Origin of the sequence: Stutzerimonas stutzeri, assembly GCF_013522825.1 — a bacterium.
Taxonomy (GTDB): Bacteria; Pseudomonadota; Gammaproteobacteria; order Pseudomonadales; family Pseudomonadaceae; genus Stutzerimonas; species Stutzerimonas stutzeri_AK.
This window is the reverse complement of the sequence record NZ_JAAMQZ010000061.1, coordinates 1-14049: the sequence shown is the minus strand read 5'-3', so window position 1 is coordinate 14049 and position 14049 is coordinate 1. Positions and strand designations below refer to the sequence as shown.

Annotated in this window: 13 protein-coding genes and 1 riboswitch; of the genes, 7 read left to right on the top strand and 6 right to left on the bottom strand. The window is 54.7% G+C overall.

Features of this window, described 5'->3' with window-relative positions; all coding sequences use genetic code 11:
- Window positions 1-588 precede the first annotated feature (588 nt).
- The 3 genes from G7020_RS22790 to G7020_RS22780 all read left to right on the top strand — a co-directional run bounded on the left by G7020_RS22790 (window position 589) and on the right by G7020_RS22780 (window position 3566).
- Window positions 589-2076, top strand: coding sequence for a SulP family inorganic anion transporter (locus G7020_RS22790; protein ID WP_058410840.1), 1488 nt, complete (start codon window positions 589-591; stop codon window positions 2074-2076).
- Between the two features lie 11 nt (window positions 2077-2087).
- The gene (locus G7020_RS22785) at window positions 2088-2939 is read left to right on the top strand and encodes a universal stress protein (protein WP_058410839.1); all 852 of its coding nucleotides are present in this window, start codon (window positions 2088-2090) and stop codon (window positions 2937-2939) included.
- Window positions 2940-3065: 126 nt separating this feature from the next.
- Complete coding sequence (locus G7020_RS22780) at window positions 3066-3566, top strand: NUDIX hydrolase (protein WP_153426187.1); 501 nt, start codon at window positions 3066-3068, stop codon at window positions 3564-3566.
- A gap of 142 nt (window positions 3567-3708) precedes the next feature.
- Here G7020_RS22780 and ppa read toward each other — a convergent pair whose 3' ends face one another.
- The 3 genes from ppa to crcB are packed head-to-tail and all read right to left on the bottom strand — an operon-like array spanning window position 3709 to window position 4989.
- Entirely contained in the window at window positions 3709-4239 is a 531-nt protein-coding gene (gene ppa / locus G7020_RS22775; RefSeq protein ID WP_058410837.1) for an inorganic diphosphatase, read from the bottom strand.
- 2 nt (window positions 4240-4241) lie between these two features.
- Window positions 4242-4595 (bottom strand): DUF190 domain-containing protein, encoded by a 354-nt coding sequence (locus G7020_RS22770; RefSeq protein WP_058410836.1) that lies wholly within the window; start codon window positions 4593-4595, stop codon window positions 4242-4244.
- Between the two features lie 10 nt (window positions 4596-4605).
- Complete coding sequence (gene crcB, locus G7020_RS22765) at window positions 4606-4989, bottom strand: fluoride efflux transporter CrcB (RefSeq protein WP_017337059.1); 384 nt, start codon at window positions 4987-4989, stop codon at window positions 4606-4608.
- A 138-nt stretch (window positions 4990-5127) separates the two neighbouring features.
- A riboswitch (Fluoride riboswitch) is annotated at window positions 5128-5189 on the bottom strand.
- 944 nt (window positions 5190-6133) lie between these two features.
- On the opposite strand from crcB, the gene G7020_RS22760 reads away from it, so the two are divergent.
- The gene (locus tag G7020_RS22760; protein ID WP_141718236.1) at window positions 6134-6481 is read left to right on the top strand and encodes a hypothetical protein; all 348 of its coding nucleotides are present in this window, start codon (window positions 6134-6136) and stop codon (window positions 6479-6481) included.
- 248 nt (window positions 6482-6729) lie between these two features.
- On the opposite strand, the gene G7020_RS22755 is transcribed toward G7020_RS22760, so the two are convergent.
- From G7020_RS22755 to G7020_RS22745, 3 genes are all read right to left on the bottom strand, one after another.
- The gene (locus G7020_RS22755; RefSeq protein ID WP_058410833.1) at window positions 6730-6978 is read right to left on the bottom strand and encodes a hypothetical protein; all 249 of its coding nucleotides are present in this window, start codon (window positions 6976-6978) and stop codon (window positions 6730-6732) included.
- A gap of 482 nt (window positions 6979-7460) precedes the next feature.
- The gene (locus G7020_RS22750; RefSeq protein ID WP_058410832.1) at window positions 7461-8099 is read right to left on the bottom strand and encodes a hypothetical protein; all 639 of its coding nucleotides are present in this window, start codon (window positions 8097-8099) and stop codon (window positions 7461-7463) included.
- The gene (locus tag G7020_RS22745) at window positions 8089-9027 is read right to left on the bottom strand and encodes a hypothetical protein (protein WP_141718235.1); all 939 of its coding nucleotides are present in this window, start codon (window positions 9025-9027) and stop codon (window positions 8089-8091) included. The genes G7020_RS22750 and G7020_RS22745 overlap by 11 nt, the downstream gene beginning before the upstream one ends.
- An 821-nt stretch (window positions 9028-9848) precedes the next feature.
- Between G7020_RS22745 and G7020_RS22740 the strand changes: the two genes are divergently transcribed.
- Genes G7020_RS22740 through G7020_RS22730 form a run of 3 tightly spaced genes read left to right on the top strand, consistent with a single transcriptional unit; the run spans window position 9849 to window position 13665 of the window.
- A complete protein-coding gene (locus G7020_RS22740; protein WP_058410830.1) occupies window positions 9849-12107 on the top strand; it encodes a hypothetical protein in 2259 nt (752 codons plus the stop codon).
- A 35-nt stretch (window positions 12108-12142) separates the two neighbouring features.
- The gene (locus tag G7020_RS22735; protein ID WP_236713077.1) at window positions 12143-12895 is read left to right on the top strand and encodes a DNA adenine methylase; all 753 of its coding nucleotides are present in this window, start codon (window positions 12143-12145) and stop codon (window positions 12893-12895) included.
- Entirely contained in the window at window positions 12892-13665 is a 774-nt protein-coding gene (locus tag G7020_RS22730; RefSeq protein ID WP_228385891.1) for an 8-oxoguanine DNA glycosylase, read from the top strand. Before G7020_RS22735 ends, G7020_RS22730 begins: the two co-directional genes overlap by 4 nt.
- Window positions 13666-14049 lie beyond the last annotated feature (384 nt).

Sequence of the window (14049 nt, the reverse complement as noted above, 5' to 3'; positions counted from 1 at the left end):
CAAGCGCTTCGACTTCAAATGCCCCATCGAGGTGATGGGAGAGGTCATGCAAAATGCCATGGCGATGCGGCATGATGCTCCGGCTTCAATTCAATAACCGTGTTGCACTCAGCTCCTGCAACCGCCATGTACCAACCTCAGCGAAAACCAGTTCGAGTTCTAAGCGGGTCTCGCGAGATGCTTACGGCTTTCACCATTGCCACACGTAACAGAGCCGTATCTACAAATTAGACTTTGCTAAAAAACCAACTCTTCAGCTACCTCTCCTTCAGCATTAAATTTTCGTGGGGCTTGACACTGAGTCCCGATCAAGGGTTGATTTGCTGTATACTGCCGGCTCTGCATACCCTTGAGCTACAGGAACATCAGCATGACTGTACTCCAAACGATCTACTGGCAGCCTACGCCGCCTTAGCGCTACGCCCCCTCGCAACAACCTGCTTCCGCTAGCCTCGCTCGCGGGTGCGCACTGCTGTACGCCTGGTTTTACACCTTAAGCGCACAGCAAAAAAATCCTCAAAATTTGAATTTGTATCGACTCGCTCGCCATTCCCTTGGCGTGCGCGATGCTTTGCCTTGGATATTTCTATGCTGCAAAAACTTAGACAAACGTGGTTTTCTAACGTCCGTGCCGACGTGCTCGCGGGGCTGGTAGTCGCACTCGCGCTGATCCCGGAAGCAATCGCCTTTTCCATCATCGCCGGGGTAGATCCCAAAGTCGGTCTCTACGCCTCCTTCTGTATCTGTGCTGTCATCGCCTTTGTCGGCGGGCGCCCGGGAATGATCTCGGCGGCTACCGGCGCCATGGCACTGCTCATGGTGACGCTGGTAAAAGAGCATGGACTCCAGTACCTGCTGGCCGCGACTCTACTGTGTGGCGTACTTCAAATCCTTGCCGGCTACCTGAAGCTTGGCTCGTTGATGCGGTTCGTTTCACGGTCGGTAGTCACCGGTTTTGTAAACGCATTGGCGATCCTGATTTTCATGGCGCAGTTGCCGGAACTTACGAATGTCACCTGGCATGTCTATGCCATGACCGCTGCGGGCCTGGGAATCATCTACCTGTTTCCGTATGTGCCGAAAATCGGCAAGCTGATTCCCTCTCCATTGGTGTGCATTCTGACGCTGACGGCCATCGCCATTTACCTCGGTTTGGATATCCGCACCGTCGGTGACATGGGCCAACTGCCTGATACGCTCCCGATCTTCCTCTGGCCTGAAGTTCCGCTGAATTTTGAAACCCTGCGCATCATTTTCCCGTATTCGGCTGCGTTGGCAGTAGTGGGTCTACTCGAATCAATGATGACCGCGACCATCGTCGACGACCTTACCGATACCACCAGCAACAAAAACCGCGAGTGCAAAGGCCAGGGTGTGGCCAACATCGCTGCCGGTATGCTTGGCGGCATGGCCGGTTGCGCCATGATCGGCCAGTCGATCATCAACGTTAAATCTGGTGGCCGCACCCGTCTCTCGACATTGTGTGCCGGCGTTTTCCTGCTGCTGATGGTGGTATTTCTTGGCGAATGGCTCTCCAAAATCCCTATGGCGGCACTCGTGGCTGTGATGATCATGGTGTCCATCGGCACCTTTAGCTGGGATTCTTTGCGTAATCTGAAAGAGCATCCGCTGTCGACCAACCTCGTCATGGTGGTGACCGTCGTGGTCGTCGTGGCCACTCACAACCTAGCCTACGGCGTACTGGTAGGTGTGCTGCTGGCTTCGCTGTTCTTTGCCAATAAGGTTGGGCATTACCTGGATATCAAGAGCACTCTGGAAGAGACGAAATCGCATCGGACTTACTACGTCGTGGGCCAGGTGTTCTTTAGCTCTGCGGACAAGTTCACTGAGGTTTTTGACTTCAAGGAAGCGCTCAACAAGGTCACCATCGATCTCACACAGGCGCATTTCTGGGACATCACCGCCGTCGCAGCGCTGGATAAGGTCGTGATCAAGTTCCGACGCGAAGGCGCTGAGGTTGAAGTGCTCGGTCTCAATGAAGCCAGCGCAACAATCGTTGACCGCTTCGGTGTGCATGACAAGCCCGGTGCCATCGACAAGCTCATGGGCCACTAAGGAGAACGACAATGACCCACGTAATGGCATGCATTGATAACTCACAATCCTCATTGGCGGTCTGCGATTACGCAGCATGGGCCTCGCAACGACTCAGCGCTCCCCTGACCTTGCTTCATGTGCTGGATAAGGAGAAATATCCTGCATCCGCTGACCTCAGCGGCAATATCGGTCTCGGTAGCAGAGAACATCTACTGGAAGAGTTGGCCACGCTGGATGCGCAGCGGGCAAAACTGGCCTTGGAACATGGGCAGCACATGCTTGAAAAAGCTCGCGAGCGAACAGTCCACTCTGGAGCCATGTCACCTGATATGAAGCAGCGCCATGGCCATCTCGTCGAGAGCCTGAGCAATCTCCAAGACGATATTCGGTTACTGGTGATTGGAAGAGTCGGTGAGGACAGCACGCGCAGTGCCCAAGGTCTTGGCAGCCAGATTGAAGCGGTAGTCCGAACTATCCACCACCCCATCCTCATTACAACCAGCCATTTCAGGAAACCTGAAACGGTCATGGTGGCATTTGACGGCAGCGCTACAGGACACAAGACCGTACAGATGCTTGCTTCAAGCCCGCTGTGCGAAGGCCTGCCAATTCATATCGTCATGGCTGGTACGGACTCCGAAGAAAATCAGAACGAGCTGGAGAAAGCACGAGCCACATTTGCCTCTTCTGGCTCGCTGGTGCATGCCGAGATCCGCCCAGGCGAAGTGGAGTCGGTACTCCATGCATATCAGGCAGAGCACGGCATTGACCTCTTGGTCATGGGGGCGTACGGGCACTCACGCATTAGGCAGTTTCTGGTAGGCAGCACGACCACGACGATGCTGCGAACATCCACTTCACCCGTATTACTGCTTCGCTGAGCCAGTTCCACTGGCCACAGTATTTCCAGAACTGCGGAAATGCCGTGGCCACCTTGGACGATGACTAACTGATCTTGCCGTAACGAGACCACATGCAACTCACTAACTGAAATTGTTCACCCCGAGCTGAAATCCAAGCAGGGCAGAGTATTCCGTCGACATGCAGCACGCGGCATCGTGATGTGGGGTGAACAGATTCTGCTGCTGTTCACAGAGCGCTATAACGACTTCAGCTTTCCTGGTGGCGGTCTTGATGGTGACGAGGACATTGCCACAGGTCTGAAGCGCGAGCTTGAGGAAGAGACTGGTGCCCGTGAAATACAGGTGCTCCAGCACTACGGTTACATCGAGGAGTACCGGCCCTACTGGAAGCCACAGTACGATCTGATGCACATGACATCGCATTTTTATCAATGCGAAGTAGCGCCACAGCTAGAGCCCGTGAGAATGGAAAGCCACGAAATCGCTAATGGTATGCGGCCTGTCTGGATCAACCTACATGAGGCCATATCGCACAATGAAGCCGTGATGCAGCGTCAGGACTCATCGATGGGGCAGTCCATTCAGCGCGAAACTTTCATGCTGAAAAAAGTTGCTGCGGAGTTGCTGGTGCAAATCAGCCGTTGACGGGGATGGGCGAGTCAACATCGCTCCTTCATTCCCAGCATATGTTTCCCCGGATATTTGATGATCGGAGCAACTGAGGCCCAGCATAATGCAGGAACCTCAGCGCGATCCTCCGACACAGGCATTTGAATCTGGCGTAAGTCTATTTGGGGATATACGCAGCTACCGACTTGCGAATCTCTTCCCGCGCTTCATCGGCGCTGCCCCAGCGGCCCATCTTCACCCACTTACCCGGTTCCAATGCTTTGTAGTTTTCGAAGAAGTGCTGGATCTGTGCGAGGAGTAACGCAGGGAGGTCTGAGCACTCCTTTACGTCGATGTACATGGAGCTGAGTTTTTCATGAGGCACTGCGATCACCTTGGCATCGGCTCCGGCTTCGTCAGTCATGTACATCACACCAACCGGGCGACTGCGGATGACAACTCCAGGTGAGACGGGATATGGACAAACCACCAGGACGTCCAGCGGATCGCCATCGTCGCTCAGCGTGTTCGGGATAAACCCGTAGTTGGCCGGATAGAACATCGGTGTACTGAGAAAGCGGTCAACGAAAATTTGTCCGCTCGACTTGTCCACCTCGTACTTGATCGGCGAGTGGTTTGCAGGAATCTCGATAACGGTGAAAAAGTCATCGGGGAGGGCGTTGCCAGCTGGGATGTCCGCGTAGCTCATGTTCACAGCTCCGAAGTTGTGGAGGGTGTTGAGCTGGAGGGCGTTTTTCCAAGGGTGCCCATCTCGATTGGCGTCTTGGTGAAAAACACCGATATTTCCTCAGAGTCCAATCGTTTGAACAATCGTTCTGCCTCATCTTCCGTGATGGCCAAGCGAATCTCCGTGGGTTGATCCGCCAGCTCAAAAAAGTGCGATGAATGCAGTTTTCCTGTGTGCCCAAACCCTTCGATTCCGGTGCAGAGCGTGGCGCCTCGCAACCCCATTTCTTTAGCCACGTCGACGATCCAATCGCCTAGCATCTTTCCCTGATAACGACGGTTTTGTTGGGTGAAGAAAACGACCATATAGCCTTTCATTTCTATCTCCTCAGCGAGTACCAATCATTTGGTAGGACAGAAGCCCGGCAGCGGTCATCGCTAACGAGCCTGCAACGTGCAACGAAATTGAGCCAAGCGCCCAGACCAGTCTGCCCTCCTGAATCAAGGCAACCGTTTCGGCTGAAAATGTAGAGAAGGTGGTAAGCCCACCACAGAAACCCGTGATGATCAGGAGACGCCACTCTGGACTGAGGGTAGGAGAAGCGGCCAAGAAGGCGATGGCCAGGCCGATGATGTAGCCCCCAACCATGTTCGCGACCACAGTACCTGGGGGAATCGTAGGAAACAGAGCATTCAGTTTCATGCCCAATATCCAGCGCAACCAGGCTCCAAGTGAAGCACCAACGGCGATGACCATTAATGACTTCAGCATGGCGAGCCCACCTCATCAGACCTGAGTGGACTAACTCGCAAGCGGCTCGCGCCGAAAGAAAAGGGAAACTCGGAGGGTAAGATCATAGCCTGTCCTAAAATGGAGGACAGGGAGGCGCACCTACGCACCCTGTCCAGGGTTCACGTAGGCATCATCAGCACGAAGGCCGTTAAAGGAGGAATGCCATCTCCTGATCTGATCCTATAGCATCAGCGCCAATGGTATCAATAGGCATCAAGAGCAGCTGCATGCAAGCGATCTGAAGGCCCTTTTGGCTAGGCAAGATGTTTGATTGTTGGCGCTGATTGAAAACTGACCCATCCTGCCGATTGAAAATTGACCCAGGGAGGATTGCTGATTTTTGTCCCAGCAATTGTGGATAGGAAGGTGAGTTGGCCGGACGGTTACAAATGATCGACATGGCCACTGTATCTGCTACTGGGCGCGGTCGTAGGCGATCAAAATTCGCACTTGGTGAATCGAAATTTCATAAATGTTAGCGTTTTCGCCTGCTTTAAAGCCTTTTTTATAGTTTTTCGAGGATGTTTGAGTGAAAATTCAGATTGACAAATAGGCAATTTATTTACCGTTCGTCGGCAATGTCCATTTTATTTTCACCCCCCCCTCTTGAAAATTTTTAAGCGAGACGGAGTTCTTATATTTGAGAGCAAGATAAAAGCGGCAGTGGCCCAGGCACCGCTTTTCTCACAGGATTTCGCCGGCTTTTACATCTGATATTTACGGCTTCTAGATCACACGGTTTTGAGGACTGAAGGTGAATTTGAGGTTGGAATGGTGGGGCTGGGGGCGGAGGAGAAATCGCTTTACTTTGCAGCCGTAGGCTGCTGCTTACGCTTTGACGTCAAACCAATAGGGCTCTTTTGCTGGGATCAGTCCGTCTGAAATTCCACCCGTCTCGGACAACAGGCGTCTGCAAACGTCCGCCCCCGTCATATTTCTAACGAAATGCATTTGCTGACCCTATACGCACGTTGAAAATTCTGGCCTGTAAACCAAATTTTTACACTGTAAACTCCTGTGATTAACACGTTAAAAAATTGGTTTACAGGGTGCACCTGAATTCTGGCCGCGCTTGGGGTTATGTTGCCAATTTATGGATAATGCGAGCCCGACATCGGATCCTATGACCCCACTGTCTGATGGCCAGCTCTGGTCTCTTGCCTGCGAAGCCTATGGGGATGATCTCCCTGTAATCCTTCTATCGCTTTTAAGCGCCTACGAGCGTCGTCCTGGGCTGAATAATCCTATCCGTGTTCACAGGTCGGTTATCGGCGTTGATGGCTTTACAGCGCTTCGAGAGGCCCTTGTTACACAGCGCTCCAATGGTTTCCATCAGCTCGACGGTTGCTTGGAAATCCGTGAACCTTTGGCTTGGCATCTCGTACGCCATCTGCAGCAGAAGCTGATAATCGATGGGCATGCCCCTGCTTCAATCCGCGACCAGCGTTTTGCGGCAGACCTGGGGCTTTAAGTTTGTCCCGTTGAGACACTTAGTCGACCATTGGGTTGATACGATCCTGATCGTCATCAGTCTGTCGGCCTCTCTGCCCGACCTCGATCGCTGCTGTTCGGACATCCACTCGCCCGCGTCGCTGAACTCTTGCATCATTTCTGCGGAACCCCATTAGTGTCAGGGGCTCCGGAGCTTTCTTGTTCTGCGTCTCCGCAAGAGAAAGAGAAACGCCCCGCATGGGCGGGGCGTGGTTACCAGCGCCGAACTCAGCGCTCTTTGTTCGCCTGTGAGAGCACGGAGCCGGCCAGGCTCAACACCATCTGGCTGTGGCCCGACTCACCCAGAATTTTGCTGGCGAGCTCCTCCATCCGAGCGCTGGTTTGCTTGGTAGTTGAGGCCTGAGAAAGCGCCGAGCCAGCCAGCTCCTTGGCCAAAGCCGAGGATTTAGAATCAAGCAATACAGCCGAGGCCAGGCTGGCGATCGAACTGCTGGTTTGTTTCGCGTTAAAGCTCATATTCTTACCTTCTGATCAGAGATTAAGTGCCCCGACTCAGCGCTAGCGCATCGAACCACGCGTCACCTTTATTTGACGCGGCAGTTCGCAATTCGATGTAATGCGTTCACTCAAGTCAGGTTGACTAACCGTATGGCTTTGAGAGCGGGTGGGTCACGGAACGTTTGGCGACCTAACGTGACCACTCGCTGAACTTGCCTCCCGTATAGGGATACGGTACTGCAAACACCATATCTTGGGTGTTTTTGGCGCAGCAGCCACAAGATGAGCGATTTTCGCGCGGTTATCAAGCGTTGAAGACACACATGCCCTGTGGATAATGTGTGTATATCCTGTTGGCCGTAGAGCCCAAGCTGCATACCGCTTGGCTTGCAGCGAGCCCCAAAAATTTCGAACTTTTTTCCGCTGGCCATTACGTGATTCGTCGTGAGGCTCTGAAACGCTCATGCATGCTGAACTGGCGTCGATGGGGCCAGGGCTGCCTAGAGGTAGTCGAGGAAGATCGATCCATCGTGCTCTTTGCGCACAAAGGACAGCTCTTCGGGGTATCCATCGACGCCAATCAGCTTGACTACACCGTCCGCACGCTCGTGCATGCAAACCAGAGTACACGTCGCAACCTCGGCGGCGACCTCGGCTTCATGGAGGCTATAGCGTGGGATGTGGTAAGTATCGCCGGCTTGAAGGCAAAGGCGATGTGTTTCGACTACCGCTTCACGCAGCTGAGTTTTACGCAGGGTATTCGCCGTCTGTTGAAGGTAGCGATTCCCTTCATAGATCACTTCGTACACCGGGTGGCCCGCAGTAGATCCATCGGTAACGGGCGTGCTGATGTACTGAATGTTAGTCAGCGTGCCGACCAGTATTCTGCTGCTCACATGCGTATCGTGCAGGTGGATGCGAGCGGGCATTCCCGTGATCTGGCGTACGCCGTTGGGCCAGAGATGCAGGCGCCATTGCTCAACGTCCGAGCGTTTGAGCAACATGACGTAGAAGCCATGCGGATGCTTGAGGCATTTGGGGGTCTTCTGGTTGATCCAGGCTTTCAAGGTATCCTTGATGAAAGCATTTGAGAGACCGGCAAGATCATGGAGGTTGAGAAAGTCCAGATCAGCTGACATACGGGGAGCTTTCCTTTACCGAAGCTTCCGCAGCCGTCACCACGTCCGACGGTATGATGCCCAAACCAAACATGGACTGGAGTACCTCGCTGGGGGCGACCTTGGTAGGTATCTCCACGCTGGCGGCCTCTCTGCGGATCAACCCCAGCTCATGCGCATACGCCGCATAGTCTCGATGGGTGCGGTGGTAGCGGTAGGCGAAGTCTTTGGGGTCTTCGCGTGTGATGATCAGCTCTTGAGACGACCCTTCGATCCGGAATGTCGACAGCCGCTTGCTTAGATAGAGATGCACGATGAGCAGAGAGGGGTAGTCCATCTGGGCCCTGGCAATAGTGAGGATGGTCGCCAGTACTTCAGACTTAACGTAATTCACGCTCCACAGCTTGCTGTCGAAGGTCGCGCTTTGCCGAAAACGAGCGTACTGCTCGCACAGCGCGTCGTCCCTGAAGTCGAGCAAGATTGCTTCGATCCGGATCGGCTGGCGATGTCTCTTTGCCTGCTCCAAGAGCTTCGGAAGGGTGTCTGCGCGAAAATGCCGACCCGTCCGCACACTGATCTGATAGTCAACGGATTCGGCAACGATGCGATCAAGATTTTGCGAGATGTCCTGAGGCAGAACGACCGCAGCTTTCTGGACTTCATTCGGGTCAACGAAAAACGAAATGTAGAGCGTGGACAGAATCGCAAACGCACCACTAGCCACCACAGACGTCAAGAAGCTGTTGAACGCAGTTAGTGCGGGAGAGGGTTGCGGGATGCTTGCGATCCACAGGATGGCCAGGAAGCACAAGGCGAGCAGAGTGCAGCTGGCGATCAGGAAGCTGCGGCGTTGATGAGCCGAGCTGAAAATGCCGGACAGAGACATGTCGTCTACCTTGAGAATTCCGTTTCGGTCGCGGATTTTGCTCGGCGTGATGGCGTAATGCAAGCATGAAGCCTCACAAGCAACGGGCGCTGCGATCCGAAAACTGATCCGAGGGTGCAAATCCGAATGCTTAAGCTAGGCTCAGATCGAAGCGATCTAGGCGAAGTTTTTTCCGCTGATCAGCGCCAAAATCGAGTCTCGAATCACCGCAGCGAATGGATGAAGAATCGTGTGACATGTCACAAAGGAGTATCGCTTTGCATGATTCCTTTATGCCATACTCAATTCACTAGGCGATTTTCGCCGGTTGATCCCGCTCCAAATCGGCTGCGTGAAAGGCGCAGAATTCACGATCAACACCCAGCAGTGACGGAGGCGTTTCGCTTCCTGAACCCGGAATAAACGTGGCAAAGGTATCTGCATGGCAGGTGCTTGAGATGAACGTAATCGTAAGCTTTGAGTCGAAGCAGTGAGTGAAGCCGTCTGTCGGACATCTGTTTGGGGTGCTGACGCTGTTGATGGCGGATTCGTATAATCCTCACCCTCACGAACCATGGCGAGCTGTACCCGCTTCGGCGTCGTAAGTGTCTAACGTAAGAAAGTCCGTAAGTCAGCAAGACCGCACCACCGGGAACGTGGGCAAAAAGGGGACAGAAAAATGAGCGTTGAGCTTTTGTATGAGAAGGCCAGGAAACACATGGGCGCGACGGAAGAGGAGCGCCTACGAAAAGCGCGAGCCCGTACCTTCGTGATGACCAGAATCCTAGCCAAGCAAGCCAAAGCCCAAGCCGTGACTGATGAGATGCTTGCTCGTACCTGCAGCCTCTGAGTTTTTCTGACCTGAAAGCAGCCCCTCGTGGCTGCTTTTTTTTGCGCATAGAACAATGACTCCATACCTCGTCACGGAATTTCAGGCCGAAACGCTGAGCGCCCTGATTCGCGAATGCTTTGGCTACGAATACCTGCAGATCTTTGACAAAGAGCAGGTGAAGTACCTCTACAACTACCTCTGTCACATCGGTGCCAAGTCGATCCTGCTTGAGCCTCGGTACACCGATCGTGACTTCCTAGAAGACTATTCGCGCTACTATCTGAAGCGTTTCCGTAACGACGGTCAGGTCTGCGGGCGGCTTCATTTTTTCAGCTGCAAGCTTGACCATAAATCGCTTGATCGCATGATGATCGACAGCGCGCGCCAAGACCTGTCCCGGGCTTCGCTGCAGGACAATTACCTCGGCTTTGTGGTGATCAAACCGCTCGAAAAGACCTTCATCGGCAAGACATGCCTACGCATTGCCGGTGATCACGGCACCGGGCCAGGCACGAAGAAAAAAATTGCCAAGCGCTATGACGTCAATCTGTTCGGCATCAAGCTGCATGTGAATTCGATTGCTTTCCAGGAGCAGGACAAGGTCGTCGCCGCCTGCGCGACCACTGCGATCTGGGCTGCGCTGCATGCGCTGCCAGGGCGTGATGTGAAGTCTGTCCCATCGTGCAGTGAGATCACCACCGCTGCACTCAATTTTGTGGATGGCTCGCACAACGGTTTCCCGAACAAGCACCTCACACACAAACAGATCCAGCGATCGCTCGACGTTCAGGGCTTTCGGTACCATTCCACCACACTCACTACTGAAACCCAGGGCTGGTTCCACAGCTACGCCTCTTCGCATATCGACAGTGACTTGCCGATCATTCTGGCAGGCGTCGTGTACGGGCCGGAAAGCAGCACGGCTGCTGACAAGCAGATGAAGGAAGCTGAAGCGCTGGAGGTGTTGGGGGAGTTCGATGAGCTCGACGAAACCGAGCGCGAAGAACTGAAGCTCGCAATGACGACTTCGACTTGCCAACCGATGTGCTTGAAAGGTGGCCATGCGGTGACGCTGGTGGGATATGACTTCCGAGACGGCAAAGAATGGCTCTACGTTCACGATGACCGTTTAGGCCCTTATGCGCGGGCGAAAATTGTCCCTGCGCAAGCATTCATCAAGGCTCAAGAAGACATTGGCTCTGTGGCCACTGAAGAGGTGAAGGCGTTGCTTTGCGAGCGCTGGGCGTTGGAATTCAGTCAGTGGAGCGAAAAAGCACAAGACTGGTTGCCGCCACATGAAATCCTGGTACCTGACCTCGGTATCGTTCCGGCTGACAAAAAGGCCCGTCTCGACTTCAAGTATGCGTACGGGACTGCAGAAACCATCCTCAGCCACCTCGAACGTTGGATGGTGGGCATCTGCGAGGAATCAACACTCAAGCCTGAGAAATGTTGGCACTCGATCAAGCTGGCGTCCATTTCTCAGGTTCGGGATGAGATTACCGGTCGACCCATTGGCTATGAAGTAGGCGACACCCTTGATGCCGGCGCCGAGACCCCTGTCGCGACCGCCGAGGCCATCGAGCGTTGGAACGCACACAAGTTGAGCGTCCTCACCGCACCAATGGCCCGCCTCCAGTGGAGCATTGACCTGTACTGGGGAGATCGAAAGGTGTTGAAGGTGTTGCTCGATGCCACGGACACGCCTTTGGGGGATGCTGTCTCAGCGATTTATGAACACGACTTGTTGTTCGGTGCCCTGTTCCTTAGGTGGTTCAGGGATCAGAAGGCCAATGCTCAGTACGTCGATGTTGAGCATTTCTACAGCTCGTTCTTGAAGGTGTTGGCCAAGCAAGACCAGGACTACGCCAATTACTTGAACACGACCTACGGCAAATTGCGCGCTCCCAAGCGGTTGGAGAAAAGCGAAATCACTGCTGAGGGGAAAGGCGCCAACCATACCGCGATCGAGCGATTCGACCCGCTGGCCAAGGAGCGTACCTTGGTGCGGAAATTCCCGCAGGTCGTCAAAAATCCAAAGACGAAAAACCTGATATGGGCGATCGGGAAAGACGGCAGCGTGTTCGTCGCTGAAGATTTGAAAGATCCAAAGCGCGGTCACCCGAGCATGACAGGCCTACAGGCAGCCCGGATCGCCGGGGAAATGTGGTGGCGACCCAAGGGAGGGAGGAAAGGCGTGTGGGGCGTGAATTACGGCTCAGGCCGCTACAGCTTTGACTACACCAATCCTCGGCCTTTCCTGGCCAACGCGATCACCAAGATCGCTTCTTTCTTCCCCGAAGACAGGTTTGTGGAAGAGAAGATTCGCTGAGGGACTGCGGGCGCTCACCAGGGCGCGTCTTCTCAATGTTCGCAATCGCGAGACTCGCCCAACCCAAGCCTTCCATTGACATCATCGTCACTTTTGACGATGATGGGGGCATGAGATATCCAGGCGGGAAGGGCAAGTGCTATCAGCGCTTGATCAATTTGATGCCTCCGCATCAGACCTACATCGAGACGCACTTGGGGGCGGGCGCAGTCCTGCGTCACAAAAAAACTGCAGCTCGAAACATCGCGGTGGACGTTGATCCTGCCGTTCATGACACGTGGACTGATCACCAGGTTGAAGGCCTTGAGCTCATCCTGGGTGACGCGTCGAGCTATCTGAACAGTTTCACTTACGACGGCAGCGAGCTGATCTATGCTGATCCTCCGTATGTGACAGAGACGCGTCGTCGCCCCAAGATCTACCGGTACGAATATGATCAGAGCCAGCATGAACAGCTGCTGCGTACGTTGTGCAGCGTGCCGTGCAAGGTGATGATCTCCGGCTACGACAGCGCCTTGTACAACGACATGCTCCATGGATGGAGGAAGGTCACGTTTACGGCCAAAACGCACACGGATCTGCGGGAGGAATGCGTATGGATGAACTACGCTGCCCCTCAGGAACTGCACGATAGCCGTTACCTGGGCGATACGTTCCGGGAGCGTCAGACCATCGCCAGGCGTCAGTCACGACTGCGTGATCGTATCGCGGCGATGGAGTCCGTGGAGCGCAACGATTTCTTGCACTGGATCGCGCAGACCTATGGCCCCGCTCAGGAGGCACGATGATGCAAAGCGGCGTAGTGTTTGTTGAGTCCACGCTGTACCAGCGCGACTTTCCTGATGCCAAGATCGAAGTGCTCCCGGGCGTTGCGTGGGGATTGATCGAAGCATTCCCGTCCCCCGCTTACTGGGCTTATCAAGTATGGGCAAACGACCAGGAACCTGAGCCGCTCAACTACAAGCTGGGAGCCACGTTGGCAGAGGAGGTCGGGGCATGCGTACTGGGCGGCCACGGAATTCCAGCGAACGTCGGACTGGCAGCATTCGCCCACCTGAGAAACCATGGCGCTTTTGAAGGGGGCCTGCCTAGTGAGGAGCAGCTGCAGGCGTGGCTAACCGTTCCGTTGAATATCGGTAGCCGCTCGGTACGCTACCGTTTTGCCAAACAGAAAGCGCGTTACCTGCACGCCGCGCTCGCTGCTCTGGCCGCAGGGGGCTATCCCTTGAGTTCCGGGCGGGCGCTTCGGGACTGGCTACTCAAGTTGCCGGGCATTGGCTACAAAACCGCTTCTTGGATTGCTCGCAACTGGCTCGATGCCGACGATGTCGCGATCCTGGATATCCACATTTTGCGCGCAGGGGCGTTAGCGGGCTTTTTTACGCCTGGCCTCACGGTGGAGCGGCACTACCTGAAGCTGGAAGCAGAGTTTCTTGCGCTGAGCAAAGCGATTGAGGTTCGGCCATCCAAGCTCGACGCGCTGATGTGGTACCAGATGATGTCCGCGCGTTCCGTCGTGCACAGCCTGCTGAACCAGACCGGCTTGAAGGCAGCCTAGTCCCTCAGTGTCGGCCCGCCCACTAGGACAAGTCCCACGCCGGTAAGCACCCCTGGCGGGGCAAGTCGACTGGCCCAGGGCTCCCCCGTGATACCCAGTGGGCAGAGCACGCAGTCTAAAGCCTCAGCTACCACTGCCATCACCGCTAACAGTGCCCCTGCATCCCGCCAGATCAGGCTTTCGCCGTGTTGGTATTTGGCAGCTGTTTTCCCAAGCTCGGCCACCAGAAGCAACCGCGTCGCCTGCTCGCTGGGCAGGGTGCGGATTCCACGGTCATCTGGCCACCCATTCCATGAGCATCTGACCACCGATTCCACGCTGATCCGGCCACCCATTCCACGCGCATCCGGCCACTGATTCCACGGCCATCCGGCCACTCAACCG

What these genes read in the sequence shown, in the direction of transcription:
- G7020_RS22790 (WP_058410840.1), top strand. Translation starts at nt 589, where the DNA reads ATGCTGCAAAAACTTAGACAAACGTGGTTTTCTAACGTCCGTGCCGAC.
- G7020_RS22785 (WP_058410839.1), top strand. Translation starts at nt 2,088, where the DNA reads ATGACCCACGTAATGGCATGCATTGATAACTCACAATCCTCATTGGCG.
- ppa (WP_058410837.1), bottom strand. Translation starts at nt 4,239, where the DNA reads ATGAGCTACGCGGACATCCCAGCTGGCAACGCCCTCCCCGATGACTTT.
- G7020_RS22770 (WP_058410836.1), bottom strand. Translation starts at nt 4,595, where the DNA reads ATGAAAGGCTATATGGTCGTTTTCTTCACCCAACAAAACCGTCGTTAT.
- crcB (WP_017337059.1), bottom strand. Translation starts at nt 4,989, where the DNA reads ATGCTGAAGTCATTAATGGTCATCGCCGTTGGTGCTTCACTTGGAGCC.
- G7020_RS22760 (WP_141718236.1), top strand. Translation starts at nt 6,134, where the DNA reads ATGACCCCACTGTCTGATGGCCAGCTCTGGTCTCTTGCCTGCGAAGCC.
- G7020_RS22755 (WP_058410833.1), bottom strand. Translation starts at nt 6,978, where the DNA reads ATGAGCTTTAACGCGAAACAAACCAGCAGTTCGATCGCCAGCCTGGCC.
- G7020_RS22750 (WP_058410832.1), bottom strand. Translation starts at nt 8,099, where the DNA reads ATGTCAGCTGATCTGGACTTTCTCAACCTCCATGATCTTGCCGGTCTC.
- G7020_RS22740 (WP_058410830.1), top strand. Translation starts at nt 9,849, where the DNA reads ATGACTCCATACCTCGTCACGGAATTTCAGGCCGAAACGCTGAGCGCC.
- G7020_RS22735 (WP_236713077.1), top strand. Translation starts at nt 12,143, where the DNA reads ATGTTCGCAATCGCGAGACTCGCCCAACCCAAGCCTTCCATTGACATC.
- G7020_RS22730 (WP_228385891.1), top strand. Translation starts at nt 12,892, where the DNA reads ATGATGCAAAGCGGCGTAGTGTTTGTTGAGTCCACGCTGTACCAGCGC.